Source organism: Vibrio sabulosilitoris (assembly GCF_055391395.1).
The window spans coordinates 1,088,229-1,106,831 of sequence record NZ_AP029600.1 but is presented as its reverse complement, the minus strand read 5'-3'; the positions used below and the strand labels follow the sequence as shown (position 1 = coordinate 1,106,831).

At 48.3% G+C, this 18,603-nt stretch carries 16 protein-coding genes; 6 read left to right on the top strand and 10 right to left on the bottom strand.

Annotation, left to right across the window (positions count from 1 at the left end):
* Nucleotides 1-25: 25 nt before the first annotated feature.
* Nucleotides 26-1,573 (bottom strand): sodium:solute symporter family transporter, encoded by a 1,548-nt coding sequence (locus tag ACZ5R2_RS20455; RefSeq protein ID WP_464902782.1) that lies wholly within the window; start codon nucleotides 1,571-1,573, stop codon nucleotides 26-28.
* 348 nt (nucleotides 1,574-1,921) lie between these two features.
* On the opposite strand from ACZ5R2_RS20455, the gene ACZ5R2_RS20450 reads away from it, so the two are divergent.
* The 5 genes from ACZ5R2_RS20450 to ACZ5R2_RS20430 all read left to right on the top strand — a co-directional run bounded on the left by ACZ5R2_RS20450 (nucleotide 1,922) and on the right by ACZ5R2_RS20430 (nucleotide 9,563).
* The gene (locus ACZ5R2_RS20450; RefSeq protein ID WP_464902783.1) at nucleotides 1,922-3,205 is read left to right on the top strand and encodes an MFS transporter; all 1,284 of its coding nucleotides are present in this window, start codon (nucleotides 1,922-1,924) and stop codon (nucleotides 3,203-3,205) included.
* A 105-nt stretch (nucleotides 3,206-3,310) separates the two neighbouring features.
* Nucleotides 3,311-4,327, top strand: coding sequence for an ester cyclase (locus tag ACZ5R2_RS20445; protein WP_464902784.1), 1,017 nt, complete (start codon nucleotides 3,311-3,313; stop codon nucleotides 4,325-4,327).
* A gap of 350 nt (nucleotides 4,328-4,677) precedes the next feature.
* Nucleotides 4,678-5,814 (top strand): porin, encoded by a 1,137-nt coding sequence (locus tag ACZ5R2_RS20440; protein ID WP_464902785.1) that lies wholly within the window; start codon nucleotides 4,678-4,680, stop codon nucleotides 5,812-5,814.
* Between the two features lie 141 nt (nucleotides 5,815-5,955).
* Entirely contained in the window at nucleotides 5,956-6,954 is a 999-nt protein-coding gene (locus tag ACZ5R2_RS20435) for a LacI family DNA-binding transcriptional regulator (RefSeq protein WP_464902786.1), read from the top strand.
* A gap of 248 nt (nucleotides 6,955-7,202) precedes the next feature.
* Complete coding sequence (locus ACZ5R2_RS20430) at nucleotides 7,203-9,563, top strand: Lon protease family protein (RefSeq protein WP_464902787.1); 2,361 nt, start codon at nucleotides 7,203-7,205, stop codon at nucleotides 9,561-9,563.
* 29 nt (nucleotides 9,564-9,592) lie between these two features.
* Here the strand turns inward: ACZ5R2_RS20430 and ACZ5R2_RS20425 are convergent, their stop codons facing one another.
* The 9 genes from ACZ5R2_RS20425 to ACZ5R2_RS20385 form a co-directional block, all read right to left on the bottom strand.
* Nucleotides 9,593-10,033: a DUF4174 domain-containing protein gene (locus ACZ5R2_RS20425; protein ID WP_464902788.1), complete on the bottom strand. Its 441-nt coding sequence runs from the start codon at nucleotides 10,031-10,033 to the stop codon at nucleotides 9,593-9,595.
* A 72-nt stretch (nucleotides 10,034-10,105) separates the two neighbouring features.
* A complete protein-coding gene (locus ACZ5R2_RS20420; protein WP_464902789.1) occupies nucleotides 10,106-10,651 on the bottom strand; it encodes a L,D-transpeptidase family protein in 546 nt (181 codons plus the stop codon).
* Between the two features lie 161 nt (nucleotides 10,652-10,812).
* Entirely contained in the window at nucleotides 10,813-10,977 is a 165-nt protein-coding gene (locus ACZ5R2_RS20415) for a hypothetical protein (RefSeq protein WP_464902790.1), read from the bottom strand.
* A gap of 149 nt (nucleotides 10,978-11,126) precedes the next feature.
* On the bottom strand, nucleotides 11,127-12,770 hold the full coding sequence (locus tag ACZ5R2_RS20410) for a BatD family protein (protein WP_464902791.1): 1,644 nt from the start codon (nucleotides 12,768-12,770) through the stop codon (nucleotides 11,127-11,129).
* Entirely contained in the window at nucleotides 12,771-14,636 is a 1,866-nt protein-coding gene (locus ACZ5R2_RS20405) for a VWA domain-containing protein (RefSeq protein ID WP_464902792.1), read from the bottom strand.
* Nucleotides 14,637-15,605, bottom strand: a complete 969-nt coding sequence (locus ACZ5R2_RS20400) for a VWA domain-containing protein (RefSeq protein ID WP_464902793.1) — start codon at nucleotides 15,603-15,605, stop codon at nucleotides 14,637-14,639.
* The gene (locus tag ACZ5R2_RS20395) at nucleotides 15,598-16,176 is read right to left on the bottom strand and encodes a DUF4381 domain-containing protein (RefSeq protein WP_464902794.1); all 579 of its coding nucleotides are present in this window, start codon (nucleotides 16,174-16,176) and stop codon (nucleotides 15,598-15,600) included. The genes ACZ5R2_RS20400 and ACZ5R2_RS20395 overlap by 8 nt, the downstream gene beginning before the upstream one ends.
* A 1-nt stretch (nucleotide 16,177) precedes the next feature.
* A complete protein-coding gene (locus ACZ5R2_RS20390; RefSeq protein WP_464902795.1) occupies nucleotides 16,178-17,122 on the bottom strand; it encodes a DUF58 domain-containing protein in 945 nt (314 codons plus the stop codon).
* 2 nt (nucleotides 17,123-17,124) lie between these two features.
* On the bottom strand, nucleotides 17,125-18,081 hold the full coding sequence (locus tag ACZ5R2_RS20385) for an AAA family ATPase (RefSeq protein WP_464902796.1): 957 nt from the start codon (nucleotides 18,079-18,081) through the stop codon (nucleotides 17,125-17,127).
* Nucleotides 18,082-18,298: 217 nt separating this feature from the next.
* Here ACZ5R2_RS20385 and ACZ5R2_RS20380 point away from each other — a divergent pair, with 217 nt between their 5' ends.
* Nucleotides 18,299-18,496 carry a restriction endonuclease subunit S gene (locus ACZ5R2_RS20380; protein WP_438457423.1) on the top strand — a complete coding sequence of 66 codons (198 nt, stop codon included), beginning with the start codon at nucleotides 18,299-18,301 and terminating at the stop codon, nucleotides 18,494-18,496.
* The last annotated feature ends 107 nt before the right edge of the window (nucleotides 18,497-18,603 follow it).

Sequence of the window (18,603 nt, the reverse complement as noted above, 5' to 3'; positions counted from 1 at the left end):
TTAAGAGTAATATCCTGACTTAATTTTAGGCAAAGGCTGCGTACAGCCAGTCAGGGATAACGAAACATGCAGCAATGGTGATCGCCGCAAAGACCAACAGACCGTACTGGCCCATCGTCGGTTTAACAATCAAACGCTTTTGCGTTTGAATAAAATTCAAATTTGCAGGGGAGTTTTGACCCCATACGTGGCTAGTGGCAACACCAAAAATTAGAAACACAATTGTGCCGATTGGTGCAAACCATGGCCAAGCAATGTTACTGCCTTGGGCGATAAACACCGCAATAATACTGGTGATACTACCAACGATAACCCCTTTCTCATTGGCCTTGGCAAAAAACAGACCCAGCACAAACGATCCGAGTCGGATACCGACAAAGATAGAGGTGAGACTAGCGATGGTTTTTAATACTGATTCATTTGAGATCGCAAACAGAGCAGGGGCGATAACTGATGCCGCTGCAATTAAGCTAAGCTTGCGTGCTGTCGCATCATAGTGTTTTGCCTCGGCGTCACGGTTAATAAAGCGCTTGTAAATATCGAAAGTGGCAACCGTAGCAATCGAGTTATAGGTTGAGTCGAGCGTAGACATGGCTGCTGCCGCAAGTGCTGAGATGATCAGACCAATCACAATTGGGTTGGTGTGATTGAACACAAAATCCAAGATCACTTCGTTACTGTTCTCAAAAACGCGGCCATCATAATAGACCGTGAGAAGAATGCCTAGTACCGCAAACAACAAATAGATAAAGAAGGCGCCATAGCCACACAGCAGCATAGACTTATTTGCGTGTTCCACCGACTTAGTCGCCAGCGTGCGCTGAATGATCAACTGGTTGGTGCCGTAGACGCTCAGGTGTAAGAAAGTCACTGCGAATACACCCGCCCATACTGTGGTATCGACACCAAGATCAAAAGAGCTATCAATAACCGTCAACATCTCATAAGAGGGCGCTGCCGTGTTTCCACTGGCTACATTGACCAAAAGAATCGAGATAATGCATGCCGTACCGATCATCAACACCAAAGATTGCAGCATGTCGGTCCAAATTACAGTAGAAATACCCCCCGCATAGGTATAGCAGGCAGTAAAGATACTGATGTAGATGATCGCCTCGGAAATCGAGATCGGTAGTACTTGGACTAAGATCAGTGCCACGGCATACAAAATCACCCCGGCTGAAATACACTGTACTAGAATGAATACGATTGAGTTGATCGTTCGGGCCAATACGCCAAAACGCAGCTCAAGGTACTCGTAGATCGAGGTTAGGCGCAGCTTATAAAATACTGGGACGAAAAATATCGTCGCAAAGAAGATCACGATAGGGTAATTGAGATGAATGCTCATCGCTGTCATACCATCGCTGAATACCCACCCGGGCATACCGACAAAGGTCATTGCACTGATGTAGGTAGCCAAAATAGAGACGCCGGCAGTAAACCAACCAAACTGTTGGCCGCCGGTCGAGTAGTCGCCGCCGCTTTTGTGCTTCACATTGACCAGATAACTGATGAGTATCGTTATCGCAAGGTACAGTACGATGACCAAAATGCTTGAATACGTAACCATTGGTGGGGGTTTCTCGCTTTAGTATTATAGTTTATTGGTTAAATGTTGTTCCAAAACTCTTGTTATTATTCATGTTCATCCTTGTTTGCAGAGATGATAATCAATATTCAAGGCTAGTTCTTCCTCATTTTAGTCGATTTTGCGTATTTGTGTGATCATGATCACTAAAATTGTATGCCTGGATGGGTTTTGGGTGCGTATTCATTGCGAATTTGACCTTGATCACTTTTTTTTACTGGCAACTTCCTTTAATATTCGCCCCGAATCAACGGGGAGAACACGTGCAATAATCGTGGGAAACCCCAGTTAATTATAAGTAACTATCAGATAAATAGAGGATTCTCGGTTATGACAACCAAGAAACACATGAGCGAAGTGCCAATGGTACAACGTGCTGCAGCGTATCTAGCGATACTTGTGGGTTACGTTTTTTACTGTTACAACTTTGTTGTTATTGACTACGTACGCCCTTACATTGTTGACGCATATGACGCGATCGACCTTGCAGACACTGCTCAGTTCTACACATGGCAGTCACTAGGTGCTCTAATTGGTGCCCTAAGCTGTGCGTGGTTTGCATCACGCTTTGGTAAGAAGAACGTTCTTATCACTATTACTGCCATCAACGGTGCAGCGACCATTCTAAACATGACTTTTACCAGCTACGAAGGCTGGGCTGCAATGCGTTTCATCGTTGGTATCGCTCTAGGTGGTTACTTTACTGTTGCTGTTTCTCTAATGATCGGTCTATTTACAGACTCTGTACGCGGTAAATTGACGGCATTTGCATCAAGCATGTTCTCTGTTGCAGTAATGGCAATGGGTGCGTATGCAGCATACCTATCAAGCATCAACGCAGCATGGGAAAACATGATGCTAGTTGGTGGTATTCCTCCACTAGTGGCCGCTGTTGCAATGATCTTCATCCTACCAAGCGACAAAAAAGTGATCGCTTACGGTGAAGAAGTACAAGAGGCAAAAGAAGGCGAAGAGCCAGTAGAGCAGAAGAAAGGCTCTTGGGGCGAGATGTTCCGCGGCGCGAACCTACGCATCACTCTTACCTGTCTACTACTGTCAGGTCTGAACTTCTACGGCTTCCAGTTCTTTAACGGTTTCGTGACTACGTACCTAAAAGAAGTACGTATGTTCGATGGTACAACAATGGGTATCATCTTCTCTATCTCTGCATTCGGTAGCCTTCTAGGTGCATGGTGCTGGGGTGCGATCGCTGACAAATGGGGTCGTAAAGTTAACGCAATCGGCTTCATCCTTGCAGGTATCATGGCGTCAATCTTCTTCGTTGCGCCTTCAGATGTGACCTTCATGGGTCTAAACCTACTGGCTATCCTAGGTCTAATCTACAACTTCGGCCTAGCATCAAGCGCGGTATGGGGTGGTTACTTCTCTGAGCTATTCCCATCACACCTACGTAGCTTCGGTGCAGCGCTATTCCACGGTGGTCGTCTAATCGGCATGTGGGCGCCAATGGTACTAGTCTTTATCCAAGAGCGTTCTGACCTACAAACTGCGATGTGGGGTTCACCAATCGTATGGATTCTAGCGGGTCTACTGTGGTTCTCACTACCAGAGACGCTAAAAGGCGGCATCTTCAACAAGAAGAAAGCTGCTTAAGCAAGATTTAAGAATAACTTGTCGGCGATACACACGTCGCCGGCAATAAAGAATATCGAGTCCTGTTCCAAACTTTCGGTCTCGAAGACTAAAAGAGAGATAATTATGTCTAAATATCAAGAAGCTAAACGCATCGTACGTGAATACTTCGATGCAATGGAAAACGCAACTCACGAAAACGTTGCAGAAGTACTAAAAGCACACACTTCAGAAGATTACCTTTTCCGCGGCGTTTACCCATTCCGTGAGCAAGCAGGCGCAGAAGCAGCAGCAGACGTATTCTGGGCTCCTCTAATGAAGTCAATGACACGCATGCAGCGTCGTCAAGATGTATTTATCGGCGGTGAAAACGAAGTAACTGAAGGTGAAATCTGGGTAATGAGCATGGGTCACTTCATGGGTCTATTCGACGCTGAGTACCTAGGCATGCGCCCAACTGGTAAGATCATGAACCTTCGTTACGCTGAGTTCAACTGTGTTGAAAACGGCAAAATCACTAAGACTGGCCTATTCGTAGACCTTCTAGGCATGATGGACCAAGCGGGTTGCTACCCACTACCACCATCAACGGGTCGTCACTTCACTTACCCTGGTCCTCGTAACCACGACGGTCTACTGTTCGAAGACGCAGCACCTGAAGAAGGTCAAGCGACTCTAGATCTAGTAAACAAGATGGTTGCTGACCTGTCTGCTCTAAACGACAGCGGCGCGATGGGTTGTCCACCAGAAGTTCTAGAGATGAGCTGGTCAAAAGACATGGTATGGTACGGCCCATGTGGTATCGGTGCTTCTTACACTATCCCACGTTACCAACAGCAGCACCAGCTGCCGTTCCGTAACAACCTAAAAGACAAGAAGTTTAACGGCCACGTATGTCGTTTCGCTGAAGGCAGCTTCTCTTGTTTCTTCGGTTGGCCAAACCTATCAAACACCCCAATCGGTGGTTTCCTAGGTATGCCTGGCGGCGAAGTTCGTGCGGACATGCAAGTTGTTGATGTTTACTACCGTGACGGCGACAAGCTATCTGAGAACTGGGTACTGATCGACCTACCATACTGGTTGAAGCAGCAAGGTCTAGACGTATTTGACCGTACTTCTACTATCCTGAACCCTTCTTACTAATCAGGTACTGAGTTAAACGAGACGCTAACGCTGCCTTGTTAAACTTGCGATAAGACACTCTGAAGAGACTGATGGTTATCAGTATCAATAGTCTCAGCGCTCTTCAGAGTTATCGGCGAGTTTGTCCGGAGCAGGTCAGTGACGGTGCCTCGCACAACTGAGTGTCTGTTCCAAAGCCAATAGTCACGTGTTGGCTTTGGAATGACCTAAGTCATTTCCACTGGAGACCCCTCTCGGCTCCGGTGGGCTCTCAACTAGTACCTCATGGATGGGGTACGTCTCAAAATATTATTTTTATAACGGGCAAACATGCACGGTGGCATGGTGCGTCCGAATTAACGAGAATCAATATGAAAAAATCGACTCTATCTGCAGTGATTCTAGCTGCACTAGCTTCTGGCTCAGCTGCTGCTGCGCACACTTGGGTAAACGAAGCGGGTGATAGCTTGACTCTTGACGGTCGTTTTGACGTACGTTACCAAGACAAAGGCGGCGATCACGCTGGCGAGTGGAACAGTGGTAGTTCACGTTTCGGTCTGAAAGGTACTAAGGGCCTAGACAATGGCTGGACGGGTTTCGGTCACGCTGAATGGGGCTACAACTCTGGCGCAAACGGCAACAACATCTACGACCGTTTGCTATACGTTGGTGTTGAGCATGACAAATTCGGTAAAGTTGCAGCGGGTACTAAGCAGTGGTCTACTTTCTACGATGTAGCTTGGTACACTGACCTTGGTCGTGTATTCGGTACGCGTGGCTCTGGCGTTTACAACTTATCTGACTGGGGTATCGCATCAGGTGCAGGCCGTGCAGAAAACTCAATCACTTACCGCAACAAGATCAACGACGCTCTAAGCTACGGTTTCACTTACCAAACCACTCGTGAAGGCGTCGCACTTTCAGGCTCTGAGCACGAACTATCTGTTGCTCCAGCGAGCACGCATAACAATCGTGCTACAGCGACACTGAAAAACGGTCTAGGCGCATCGATGACTTACAAGGGCATCGAAGGTGTAACTCTAGGTGCTGCTTACCACCAGAATGAACTTCAAGACGTAACAAGCAACGTTGAAGGCGCGAAAGACGGCGACCACATGCGTATCATGCTTGTTGGCGCAAACTACTCTAACGGTGGCTTCTACGCGGGTGCAACTTTCCACGTTGGCGAAAACTGGGAAGCAGTTGAGACCTCAAGCGTAACTAACGCACTAATGGACACCATTGGTGGTGAATTCTACACCTACTACGATTTTGCCAACGGCCTGCGTCCAACGTTCATCTATAACTACATGGAAGAGCGTGGCAACAGCTTTGCAAACAACTACGAGCGTCAGCTAGTGGTTCCTGGTGTTGAATACCACTTCCAGAAGAACAAATTCCTAGTATGGACTGAGTACCAATTTGACCTTGGTAAAGACCAGCTAGACGGCGACAAGTTCGTGAACCGTGAAGACCAGTTCGCAGCGGGTATCCGTTACTACTTCTAATTACTTAATGGGTCGTACCCAAAATAGCTAAAGTAGTTAAGCTAAAGCCTTATTCTTATTAGAATAAGGCTTTTTCTGTTTATGACTACGTACCTAAATGTGTTATCATGCAAGGGTATTAGTAGGCTAGAAAAGACAACAATGAATACGACCAAGACTCAAGTCACCTCGAAAGACGTCGCCAAGTTGGCCGGCGTGTCTCAATCCACTGTATCGCGCGTGTTCGTCCCGGGCAGCTCGGTAGCAGAAAGCACAAAGCAGAAGGTTTATGAGGCAGCGAAGACGCTCAACTATCGCCCTAATGCGTTCGCCCGTAGCTTGACCACCAATGAATCGAAACTGATTGGCTTGGTCTTCCCGGATGCCGATTATCCGATCCATATGAAAACCCTCCAGTTGATCAGTAGCGAATTGCAAAAACAAGGCTATTCTGCAGTGTTGATCCCATGGCAAATGGATGCGCTGCAACATACTATCCCAAGCATTTTTCAATACCGTGTTGATGGGGTGATAGCGGCATCAGCCACCATGAATACCGCACTGTATGAAGAGTGTACTGAGTTTAATATTCCTATTGTCCAGTACGCTCGCGTGGTTGAGGGAACCAAAACCAGCTTTGTTGTGAGTGATAACTACTCAGCAGGACAAAAAGCAGCAGAAGTCTTTTATAAATCAGGTGTAACAGATGTTGCTTATCTGACCGGTGAGGTACCTACCTTTACCAACGGCGAGCGTCAGCAAGGCTTTGCCAATGAATTTGAAGCTTTATCAGGTCAAGCTGTGCGTGTGATAGAAGCCAATTATGACTACAAAGAGTCGATCGAGGTGATCCGTCAGATGCTGTCCAACGGCGATAAGCCTCAAGCTGTTTTTTGCGCAACGGATAATCTAGCAATGGCCGTGATGGATATCGCGCGCTTTGAGTTCGGTTTATCGATTCCAAAAGATTTGAGAGTGATCGGTTTTGATGATATCCCACAAGCAGAGTGGGTGAGTTACCAGCTCAGCACTTTTAGTCAAGATTTTGCCCGCCTAGCACGCGAGTCGGTGAAGATTATCGTCGATCAAATTCAAGAGAATGATCCAAGTTTGATCAAGTTGATGGTGCCGGTTCGCTATGTTGAGCGCAGCACCTGCTAATCCGATGTTGTTTCAGCCAATCCAATCCTGATTGGCTGATTTACATTGTAAATCCCTTCCTGTTTGCTCTTTCCATTGCCTCATACCTTAATGGGTGACTTCAAATTGCTTATAAAGTAAGCAGTTAAACTCAATCTGGCTCTAAGTCACTAAATTTTAACCTTTTTTAAACTAGACTATAACTACAAGAACGCGCCGCTAGAACAAGTATAACGTCACGATAGAAGCTGACGACTGAGGAGGTTAAGATGGCGATAGAGAGTTTACGAGCAGAGCAGCTGTATAACGTTGCTGATTTGGAGCAACTTCCGTGTAAGTCGACTAAGGAGCTTCCACCCTTAGATGAGATAGTGGGACAAGAGCGAGCTCAGAAGGCGGTTGAGTTTGCGATGAACATTAAAGAAAAAGGCTACAACATCTACGCCATCGGTCATAATGGCTTGGGTAAGCGGACCATGATCTTGCGCTACCTTAATCGCCACCAATATGATAGCTCGACTTTGTTTGACTGGTGTTATGTGGCGAATTTCGAGGATATTCGTACACCAAAAGTCCTCAAGTTACCTTGTGGGCTTGGCCAGCGCCTAAAGCACGATATCGAAATATTGATGACTAAGTTGGTGACAGCGATGCCGCTCGCATTTGATAACGAGATGTATATCTCACGGGCCGAGCGGCTCAAAAATCAACTCGCCCAGAAACAACAGCTTGAGCTAGATAAAATCAGCCGAGTTGCAAAAGAGAAGGGCATCAGCTTGACGTTAACTCCGCAAGGGGATTATCAATTTATCGCCATGAACGGTGATGAACTGCATACCGAAGAGAGTTTTGATGCCCTGAGTCGCAAGCAGCAGGAGGAGTTTGGCAGCAGTATCGATGATCTTGAGGTGACACTGCGAGATATGGTGCGCCAATTGACCGATTGGGAAGAGAGCTACACCGACAAGATCAAGCGCTTGAATGATGAGGTCACGCTTGATGTTATTGCCCATTTTATCAAGCAGTTAAAAATCGACTATGCACAGTTTAGTGAGATTAAATCTTTTCTCTCCGCGCTGCAGAAAGACATAGTCGATAACGCCGATATCTTCCTCGAAGAGGGGGGAGAGCAAGGCGAGATAGCGGCGGCGTCACTGGATAAAAAACTGCCAAGGCGGTATAAAATCAATGTGTTGGTTAGCCGTGAGGGGTGTGATTTTCCAATCGTGGTCGAGGAAAACCCTAATTACCATCGGCTATTTGGTTATACCGAGACAGCGACCTATAAAGGCACAGTATTTACCGATTTTTCATTGATCCGTGCCGGCAGCCTGCACAAAGCCAACGGCGGGGTACTGCTTATCGATGCGCAGAAAGTGCTCGAGCAGCCATACGTTTGGGATGGACTCAAGCGCGCTTTGCGCTCACGCCAGTTGAGTTTAACCTCGCTCGAGCGCGAGGTAACGCTCAGTGGAGCGGTGACACTCGACCCAGAGCCAATCCCACTCGATGTAAAAATCATCTTGTTTGGCGACTATCGCACCTACCAACTGCTTCAACATTACGATCCCGAGTTTAGTGAACTATTCCGTGTCACCGCCGACTTCGCTGATGAAATGCCACGCAATGAGTCGTCGGAGCTTCACTATGCGCGGTTTATCTCCAGCATTGTTCATGACAATAAACTGTTACACTGTGACAGAAAGGCGATTGGACGGATCATCGAATACAGTTCACGCATGGCCGGTGATCAGACCAAGCTCTCTCTACACTCAGCCAAAATTGCCAACCTTTTGCGCGAGTCTAACTATGTCGCGCGCCAGGCAAACTCGAATATGATCCGTGCGACTCACGTAGAGGATGCATTGAATAGCCAAGAGTTGCGAGTGAATCGCTTGCAGCAGAACGTAATGGAATCGTTTATTGATGGCACCACCTTGATCCAGACCGATGGTGAGGCAATAGGTCAAGTCAATGCGTTGTCGGTGTTGTCCACCAGCGATCATATGTTTGGTGCTACCAACCGTATTACGGCGACCACCAGTTATGGGGATGGCGAGGTTATTGACATCGAACGCAGTGTCGATCTTGGTGGCAGTATTCACTCTAAAGGGGTGATGATTTTGACGGCTTATCTGTCTTCAGTGTTTGGCAAAACCGCCAAAGTGCCGCTCACGACTAACATCACCTTTGAACAGTCTTATGGGGGTGTTGATGGAGACAGTGCGAGTATGGCAGAGTTTTGTGCTGTGGTGTCCGCCTTTTCAAGGCAACCGGTACGTCAAGATATTGCCATCACGGGATCAATGAACCAGTTTGGTGAGGCGCAGCCCATCGGTGGGGTAAACGAAAAGATCGAAGGGTTCTTTGATGTTTGTCGGATCAAAGGTCGCACCCATCACCAAGGGGTGATCATTCCACAGTCCAATGTCCATAATTTGATGCTGCGTCATGATGTCGTAAAAGCGGTAGAGAAGGGCGAGTTTCATATTTGGCCTATCCAACATGTCACCCAGGCAGTCAAATTGTTCTCTGGTAAAGAGGCCGGCGAAGCCTCCGAGATGGGAAGTTACCCGATTGATACCGTGTTTGGTATCGCCCAGGCCAAACTCAACTCACTGCGAAAATAACCCTGAAATCGCAGTGTGGGTTTGGCCTGTCACTGCGATTCTGCCGCTTTCTGTTGGCGACTCTCTCTCTGTCGCAACGGCATCGCATCAATCTGCTCAAATATATCAGCGAGATTAAAGGTATCAGCACGTGATTTGATTCCCCCATCTTTACCCATCAAGATCACTTCTCTGGTTGGGTCGGAAAACATCGTCGCAATCTCATCGTCGAGTTGGGTTGACATGGGACCTACGTAGTTGGTCTGCATACCTCGCTCAGATAGCACAAACCACTGAATATGGCGTTCATCAATCTCAGCTTGGTTGGCAATTAATTGGGCAATGTCACTGTCGGCCGATGGCATGGATTGGATAAGCAGTATCCGATGTTTCCACTGCAGCTGTGATAGCTGTTGAAGTGACGAGGTTGCCCCAAGCTGTGCACTGACCACAGTGACGAGAAACCCGGTGAGAGCGAGTCGAAATCGCATACCTAACCTCCGATAGACTAAACTGGTTACCAAAGGATAGAAGAAAATTCTACAGGCTAGCGAGTTTTATCCTCACCACTCAATAAATATTGGTGTACCGTACTCAACCAGTTTTATAAACTCATCCATCTCATGGTTTGACAGAGCGATACAGCCATCTGTCCAATCGAAACTTTGGATAAACTGAGGATCTCTTTCGTCAGTGTTACTCACTCCGTGAATTTTGATGTTACCTCCAGGATCAAGCCCTAGACGCTCGGCATGTTCGATGTCCTGATAGTTTGGGTAGTCGATGTGCATTGAGCGGTGAAATGCGGAATCTTCCATCACGAATGACAGGGTGTAATGGCCCTCTGGCGTTTTCTGGTCACCCTTTTGTACTTTGTGGCCACGTGGACTTTTTCCAAGTGCAATTCGATATTTCTTAATCACCTCATCACCATGCATTAGGTACATGCGACGCTCAGATTTCTTGACATGTACCCACTCAACATGCATTGCTTGGGTGGCAGATGAGAACGACAAATTGAGTTGGCTCGCACTGTCGCTGGGTGAATGAGCTGTGGCGCTCAAGGGTAACAACAGTGATAACAAGAGAAGAGCAATAAGTTTTGGCATTAGCGGGGATAAATCATTCAAAGTGGAACATTCGGCGACATTCTAAGCTAAGTTGACCCCGGCGCCTAGTGGATTGGTGAAGAACTGTACTGCTAGGCTGAAATTTTTGAGCGAGATACAGCATCCGAATGAGAACGGCTATGGGGAAGGCTAGATGGCGACTAGTCTATGGAGAAGATATCACTCGGTAAGTAACCGCTCTGTTTAAATTGCTCGATGGCATCTTTACGTGACTCCGCAGTGAACGTGACGCTTACGATCGCTTTGCCGTCGAAGTAGCGGATGACAAACTGAGTCTGTGGATTGATTTTTATTAAAGCAGCCATATCTATATTCCACTTTATTTGTAAGAGCCTATTTGTAAGAGCATAACGTAACGACTCTTACAGCGAACACTCTTTAGCCAACTGATATTTTATACCTATAAAAACGAGGTTAGACTCAGTCTAACCTCGCGTTAAATTATAAGAGCACTTTACAAATTAGGCAAATTATAGTTTGAATTTTTGATATTTGAATAATGTTTCGCATTTTTTAATAGTTGGATTAATTCGCTGCTGTTCCATTTCTGCTCAGAGAGCGAATATTGGCCACGATTCATTTTGTCTAATTCTTCTTCAATTGCTCTTCGTGTTTCAGCGCTGAGACTTGGTTGGTTATTTAACCACTTTTTCAGGTGGAAATTAATTAATTGTGTGTCTCCGCCTTGAACGACATCGATGAGTTTCGGATCAGTCTTAGGGTCTGAGTTGTGAGTGTTAACAACATTAGCTCTCAAGCGGTCTTTTCTGATGTAATGTAATATGACTGTAATACATACTAGTAAGCTCCCAGCAAGCATGAAGGTCGCGTACTTCCAATAGTGAGAGACGCCGTAATGAGTTTCGCCACCTGGTTGAGTAATGAATTGATCAGGCTGAAAACTGTAAAGGCTCTGCTGCGCGGCAACGATGTTAATATCGGTACTTATTGCTTGAGTAGTACGGGCAATATTATTTCGGCTATCCCACCATTCAATTTCAGGTAAATTGATCGTTATTTGATCCTCACGCTGCGGGATCAACACCTGTTTTCTGATCATCCGTGTCAACCCATTTTCAACCTGTTTAAATTCTGGCTTTTGCTCATAAACGCGCAATGCCGTTGGTAGAGGTAGGTCAATTTCTGGGAAGTTTTCAGCTTCTAAACCTTCGATGTCTAAGTAAATTTCACGCGTAATTGACTCACCGACTGAGAGGGTTATTTGTGCATTATCTGATAATTGGTTACCCGTTTCATCGATAAACTTTTGTTCGATTTTGAGTGATTGTGTTGGTAGCCAGTCTCCCGTGTAGTTAGCTGGAGGCGGCAACACACTGATCGATATTTGCTCAGGTTCGACCTTAGTCGGGATCAAGCGTGTTGAGCCACGCATGTTATCGCCGTAGATCACTGTGCCATTAAAACCAACGCCGCTTAAAGTAAAGTCGCCGGCTTGCTCTGCAGTGAGTCGATAAGTTTGCTCAACCACAGTGACCTCAACACCTGCCAGAACCGAGTTGAACTGGTTGGCGTCACCAATCGGTGTTATCTGCATACCCTCGACTTGTGGTTGCGAGATTTCTGGGTTTTGTAGCCGGCGAGGATCGGTCTTGATGATCACGCGGCTAAGCAGTTGGGTGCTTTCCTGCGGGTAAAGTTGATGACGTTGAAGATCGTTAGTCACCACGACGAAGTCATCGGCTTGGGGCTCTCGCTCATCTTTACTGACACGAACATAGATTGGCTCAGACCGGGCGCCATTGAGATCGAAGGCGGGAATAGTAAAACGGCCCTCTGTTTGCGCTGCAAGAGAGACATTCCATTCACTGCGCGTGGTTCTTTGATTATTGACGATATTGATTGAGGTACCAAAGTTTGGTCGGCCGACAAAGAAATCCTCTTCGAGCACACTGAGATCGATATCATCGCTGCTGGCTCGGGTATCGGCGACAATTCTCAGCTGGAACACTTCATTGACCACCAGTTCACGGGCGCTGACAGTGACTTGTAAGTTTGCGGCATACGCTGCCGAGCTAATGCTCGCGAAAAGAATAAGACTCGCGACGATCAGTGGATAAATTGGATTAGTGACTCTCATTTACCAGGTTTTCTCCGTAACGGGTGGCTGCGGTTTTTGTTGTGCTTGGAGCTGCAATTGCGCTCGGATGAGACGACTTGGATCGCGCGCGGCTTCGACTTGATCTAAGCGGCGCAGATCACGCTGGGTTTGAGGATCAATGGCATCTTCATTAGCGAGCTCAGCTTGGTTTGCTTCAAAGCCTTGCTGTTCAAGAGACTGCTGCTCTGAAGTATTGTCTTGCGATTTCTCCTCTGGCGGCGCATCCCCATTAGTTGAGTCTGGTTCAGCCTCACTCTGGGACTCGGTTTGCTTATCCTCAGAAGCCGATACATCGGCTGTATCTTGCTCTGGTGAAGGCTGAGGCTGATCTGATTGCTGTTGTTCAGATTCTTCGTTTGAGGACTGCGCGTCGGCGGACTGCGCGTCAGCGGACATATCATCACTAGGTTGGTTTTCTTGGTTCTGATCGCTGTCAGCGTCATTACTCTCAGTTGAATCGTTTTCTGAGGAGTCGCTCTGTGATGGTTGATCATCAGTCTGGTTACTGTCTTGTGGTGACTGCTGCTGCTCTTCAAGCAGTTGCTCAACAAGCTCAAGGTTATGCTGAGCATCGGTGTTGTTTGGATCGGCGTCGAGAACACGGCGGTACTGCTCTGCCGCTTCCTCTAGCTGGCCAGATTGCGCGAGGGCATTACCTAGGTTGTATTGGGCGTCCTGCGTCTCAATGCCACTTAACACATCAATTGCGGTGTCAAAATCTCCGGCCTGATAAGCAGCAGCACCGAGCCATTCAGGGTCGCTAAATTGTTGCTGCGCACTCTGATAGTCACCATTTTGAAAGGCTTGATGCGCTTTTTGGTCATTATTGTGCCAGGGCGAGGCCTCAACATTAACCGAGGGAAGCCCCAATACCATCAGCGGTATGCAGTAAAACACACCACGGCGGAACATCAGTAGAGCCATGATCAGCAAGGGGATAATTAGCCAAAAACCTTGGTTTTGCCAGGTTTCAATTTGACGTCGATCAGAACTGGTATCGGTGGAGTTAACGCGCTCCGATAGGCTGGCAATAGCCGCAACGTCTGCATTGTGATGTTGGACGGGGAGGAACAAACCACCACTCTCGCGAGCAAGGCGGCTCATATTATCGAAGCTGCTGCTCGCGACCACAGTGGTACCATTAGACAATTGCAGCATCCCACCTTGAGGCAGAGGAATTGGAGCGCCGGTCTCAGTGGCCACGCCTAAGATGGCCAACTCCCAGCGAGCATCGAGGTGCTCAAGGATCCCTTGTGTCTCTATCTGTGAGAGGTCATCGGCGACTAAGATAATTTGACCTGCTTGAAAGCCTGCATCGGTTAGCATTGAGATCGCCAGTTCCACCGCTTTATCCGCACGTGCTCCAGGGTAGGGCATTATCTCTGGGCTTAGTAGAGGGAGCTGGTTGAGCAGTACGTTGGTGTCTTTAGTGAGTGGTGAGACAGAGTAGGCATCACCGGCATAGACAACCAGACCAGTTTGACCATCCTGCCATTGATTCAGCAGGTCAGTGACCTTAAAACGAGCCTGCTCCAAACGACTCGGTGAAATGTCTCGTGCATACATGGACAGAGACATATCCATGATCACCACACGCGCATCGCTGGACTGAACCGAAGGACGCTCGGTCGGTTTTAGGCTAGGGCCTGCGAGCGCGATAATGGCGACAGACCAAGCAACGGCGAGCAGGGAGGCGAGCGTGGTTTTTTTGCCTCTCTCTAAGCCCATTGCTTTAGCGATGTGTGACGCTATTAAGGTTTGCTGGCGAGTGCGCTTGGTGAGATACACACACAAGATCAAGCTGGGCACAAGCAGCCATAATAACTTTGGGTAGACAAAATGCATCTAAATTTGCTCCCGACGATAAAAAATAAGTCCAACCGATAACAGCAGTGCAATCGCAAGTGGCAGGAAGAACCACTCGGTTTGTGGGCGCCAGACGTCTGACGCAATTGAAATCGGCTCAAGACGGTTAATCGTGTCATAGATCTGTTGCAGATCCTGTTGATCACGCGCGCGGAAATACTCACCACCGGTCAGTTCAGCTATCTGTTGTAAAAGTTGCTCATCGAGATCATGTGCGGTATTGACCGTGCGGCTACCCATAAAGCTGCGTACCTCCATTTCGCCGGCACCAACGCCGACGGTATAGATGGTGGCACCATGCTGCTGGGCAATCTGGGCGGCCTCCATAGGGTCGAGCACTCCGGCGTTATTGGCGCCGTCACTCATCAGCACCATCACGCGCTGCGGGGCATCACTCTCAATAAACACCTTTGTCGCAATACCAATGCCGTCACCGATGGCGGTTTGAGTGCCGACCAGTTTTAGTACCATATGGTCAATCTGTTGCTCAATCGAGTTGGTGTCTAGCGTCAATGGCGATTGAAGATAGGCATGATCGGCGTACACAACCAGCCCAAGGCGATCACCTTGGCGCTGGCGAGTAAATTCAGTCAACACCCTCTTCATTGCGGTCAGGCGGTCGATATATTGATTACCATCACGCATGTCCTCTTGTTTCATTGAGTACGAGAGGTCAACAACCAGCATCAGATCGCGATGATCGGTAGGCAATGCAACTGGCTCACCATAGTGAACAGGGCGCGCCGCCGCGACGAGTAACAGGCCCCATATCGCCCAAATAAGTGCGGGTATCACTCGCGATTTAGGCTGGCGACTGCCAGCCTCATCGGGCAAGTGTGGGATGAATACGGCGCTGGGCTGCTTTATCGCTGGCAGCGCCTTTCGTACTATCCAGGGTAAGGGGAGAAGGAGCAGTACCCACACCCAGATAAGATCGACATCAATCACGTTTTACTCCTGGTGTTTCGTCTCCAACGCCCTCTTTACCTGTGACTTGCACTTTGGCAGCTTGCTCTTCAGTGGCTTGTTCGCTAGCTCCTTGCTCATTGGCAGCCTCCATTTTCACAGGGCGTGACTTCGGTGGCAGAGCATGGCGAATCCAGTACTCACAATCGGCGATATAGGAGGATACATCTTGTTCACTTTGCGGTCGGTACAAGACCGCCTGCCAGTCAGCAATGCGCGGTACAAAACGCTCATCACCGAGCTGGCGATCGAGAAACTGATACCAAGCCTCGCCATGCAGTGAGGCCAATTGCTCGCGAGAGAAGTAACTGAATGAGACCTGTCTGAGCACTTCCATCGCCGCAGAGGGGGAAGTTTGGATTTTGACCAGCTTGAGAGCGGTATTTCTTGGCAAAACTCGCTGTTGATGGCGACGAAGTAACCAAGTGCCTAGCCCAAGTAAAACGATGATCCCAGCAAGAGATAACCACCACGCTGCGGTAAGTGGAAACCAAGAGGGTGCATCGGGTAGATGAAGGCCTTTAAGTGGTAAAGTATCTGGTGCTTGCTGCATGCTAGGCTCTCAATAATTGGGTCAAGATTGGTTGGGCGTTCGATAGGGTGAGAAAACTCATTCCCTGTTGTTGTGCATACGTCTTTAGCTGCTCGACGTGCTGGTTAAAGTGGTTTTTCATTGCATCACGCGTTTGTCGTGATGAGAAGTCCATCCACTGAGTGCGAGTTTGGCTAGAGACCTGCTCTATGCCACGGTACTCGGTCATACCATGTTCGAGTGGGTCTGACACGTGCACTAAGCGGATCGAGTTGTGTTGGCGCAACGCGGTGAGACGTGGCTGATCTTGCTCAGCCAAACGGTTAAAGTCGCTAATCAAGATAATTTCACTGCCTTTGGGGCACAGTTGAGTCAACGCCTCTAGCGCAGAGGTCATGGAGTCCGGTTGGTGGTGTTGACGCTTGAAGTCATGCTGCTCGGTGACAAGATTGAGTAAGCGCAGTACGCCACGATTGCCCGTTGTCGCCCGCGTTTCGAACAGCTCATCGCCAGTATCAATTACGGCGCCAACGCGATCTTTTCCCTTTGCCGCCAGCCAAGCAACTAACGCGGCAAAGTGCGCCGCAACGACGGATTTTAGCATTAAGGTAGAGCCAAAATTCATGCTCGAGCTCAGGTCGAGGTAGACAAAGACGGGGCGCTCACGCTCTTCGGTGAACAGCTTAGTGTGCACCTTGCCTGTGCGTGCTGTGACCCGCCAGTCAATCGAGCGGACATCATCGCCACGCTGATATTGGCGCACCTCGGCAAAGTCCATACCCCGGCCAAGTTGGCGGCTTTGGTGTTGTCCAAGTTGTTGTGACCAAAGGCTTATCGCCGGCGGCAACCAATGCACAGCGTGCTGCTGATAGTAGAGCAGCTCATCGAGGCTAAGATGCACGCCATCAGCAAATGGTGGCAGGGACGGTGAGCCAAGGTCGGGCTCAGGGTGAAGCGAGTGAGCCATGACTATGCACTGCCTACACTAGACAGAATGTGGTCAATCAGATCGTCTGACTTGATCCCTTGCGCTTGAGCTGAGTAGCTCAGTAATAAGCGGTGACGAAGCACGGGATACGCCATGGTTTGCACGTCTTCTGGCGTCACGTAGTCGCGTCCAGATAGCCAGGCATGTGCGCGGGCACAGCGGTCAAGTGCGATGGTGGCACGAGGGCTGACGCCCATCTCCAGCTGACTTGCCAGCGCTTCGCTGTATTTTTCTGGCTGACGCGTGGCAAGCACCAAGCGCACGATATAGCGCTCAATCCCTTCCGCCATATGAATATCGAGCACCTGTTGACGAGCGGCAAAGACGCTCTCCTGGCTGAGCATAGGTTTTTCTTTTACTTCAATGCCTTGGGCTTCACCACGATTGAGGCGCAGGATATCGAGTTCCGACTCTTCATTTGGGTAGTCGACATTGAGGTGCAGCAAGAAACGGTCTAGTTGCGCCTCAGGCAGTGGGTAGGTGCCCTCTTGCTCAATTGGGTTTTGCGTGGCCATGACCAGAAATAGCTCAGGCAAAGGGTAAGTCGTTTTACCTACCGAGATTTGCTTTTCAGCCATCGCTTCAAGCATTGCCGCTTGGACTTTGGCTGGCGCGCGGTTAATCTCATCCGCCAGGACTAGCGAGTTAAAAATAGGACCAGGCTGGAAGCTAAACTGACCGGTCTCAGGGTGAAAAATGTCGGTGCCGGTCAGATCGGCAGGAAGTAGGTCAGGGGTAAACTGAATGCGGTGAAAATCACCCTCAATGCAGTCTGCAAGGGACTTGACCGCTCGTGTTTTCGCAAGCCCCGGCGGACCCTCAACGAGGATATGCCCATCTGCTAATAAAGCCACTAAAAGTTGTTTTACCAGCTCTTGTTGGCCGATAACTTGAGATTCTAAGTAGGTTTTTAGGGTATGAAATTGCTGTGCAATCATCCTGAATGCCTTTGTTTTTGTTCTAAAAAGTCGTTGCAAAATATGCGATAGCTTGAAACAGGTTTCAAGGGTATGGATTGAAAAAATCGTGTCAAAATTTAAAGAGTGCGCTCAGGACAAAAAGTTCCCTAAACTCAATGGGAAAGTGCACAGTCGCTTGGAAGCTGATAAACTAGACGACAATTGTGTTATTTACGTGAAATTAAGAGTTAGCGTTATGAGTGATTTTGATAAAGAGCTAGAACTGATGTCTCAAGAGATGGGTGATGAGCCAGAGGTGAAACTCCCAACCATGGAAGAGCAAAAACAGATTGCTGCAGAGCTGAAAAAGCTTGAAGAAGAAGGCAAGCTGACGCCGGAAGTGCTTGAGGAGTATTTTGGTAAGTTCTACGCTAAGGCTACCCCCGTCCATTAAAAAAACGCTCTTCGGAGCGTTTTTTTATTCCCTCTGGGAAGAGGCGAGAGGCGGGATCACTTCGTTTCGAGAGGCGAGATGTGATCGTTTTGAGTCTCGATTTTTGC

What these genes read in the sequence shown, in the direction of transcription:
- ACZ5R2_RS20455 (WP_464902782.1), bottom strand. Translation starts at nt 1,573, where the DNA reads ATGGTTACGTATTCAAGCATTTTGGTCATCGTACTGTACCTTGCGATA.
- ACZ5R2_RS20450 (WP_464902783.1), top strand. Translation starts at nt 1,922, where the DNA reads ATGACAACCAAGAAACACATGAGCGAAGTGCCAATGGTACAACGTGCT.
- ACZ5R2_RS20445 (WP_464902784.1), top strand. Translation starts at nt 3,311, where the DNA reads ATGTCTAAATATCAAGAAGCTAAACGCATCGTACGTGAATACTTCGAT.
- ACZ5R2_RS20440 (WP_464902785.1), top strand. Translation starts at nt 4,678, where the DNA reads ATGAAAAAATCGACTCTATCTGCAGTGATTCTAGCTGCACTAGCTTCT.
- ACZ5R2_RS20435 (WP_464902786.1), top strand. Translation starts at nt 5,956, where the DNA reads ATGAATACGACCAAGACTCAAGTCACCTCGAAAGACGTCGCCAAGTTG.
- ACZ5R2_RS20430 (WP_464902787.1), top strand. Translation starts at nt 7,203, where the DNA reads ATGGCGATAGAGAGTTTACGAGCAGAGCAGCTGTATAACGTTGCTGAT.
- ACZ5R2_RS20425 (WP_464902788.1), bottom strand. Translation starts at nt 10,033, where the DNA reads ATGCGATTTCGACTCGCTCTCACCGGGTTTCTCGTCACTGTGGTCAGT.
- ACZ5R2_RS20420 (WP_464902789.1), bottom strand. Translation starts at nt 10,651, where the DNA reads ATGCCAAAACTTATTGCTCTTCTCTTGTTATCACTGTTGTTACCCTTG.
- ACZ5R2_RS20415 (WP_464902790.1), bottom strand. Translation starts at nt 10,977, where the DNA reads ATGGCTGCTTTAATAAAAATCAATCCACAGACTCAGTTTGTCATCCGC.
- ACZ5R2_RS20410 (WP_464902791.1), bottom strand. Translation starts at nt 12,770, where the DNA reads ATGAGAGTCACTAATCCAATTTATCCACTGATCGTCGCGAGTCTTATT.
- ACZ5R2_RS20405 (WP_464902792.1), bottom strand. Translation starts at nt 14,636, where the DNA reads ATGCATTTTGTCTACCCAAAGTTATTATGGCTGCTTGTGCCCAGCTTG.
- ACZ5R2_RS20395 (WP_464902794.1), bottom strand. Translation starts at nt 16,176, where the DNA reads ATGCAGCAAGCACCAGATACTTTACCACTTAAAGGCCTTCATCTACCC.
- ACZ5R2_RS20390 (WP_464902795.1), bottom strand. Translation starts at nt 17,122, where the DNA reads ATGGCTCACTCGCTTCACCCTGAGCCCGACCTTGGCTCACCGTCCCTG.
- ACZ5R2_RS20385 (WP_464902796.1), bottom strand. Translation starts at nt 18,081, where the DNA reads ATGATTGCACAGCAATTTCATACCCTAAAAACCTACTTAGAATCTCAA.
- ACZ5R2_RS20380 (WP_438457423.1), top strand. Translation starts at nt 18,299, where the DNA reads ATGAGTGATTTTGATAAAGAGCTAGAACTGATGTCTCAAGAGATGGGT.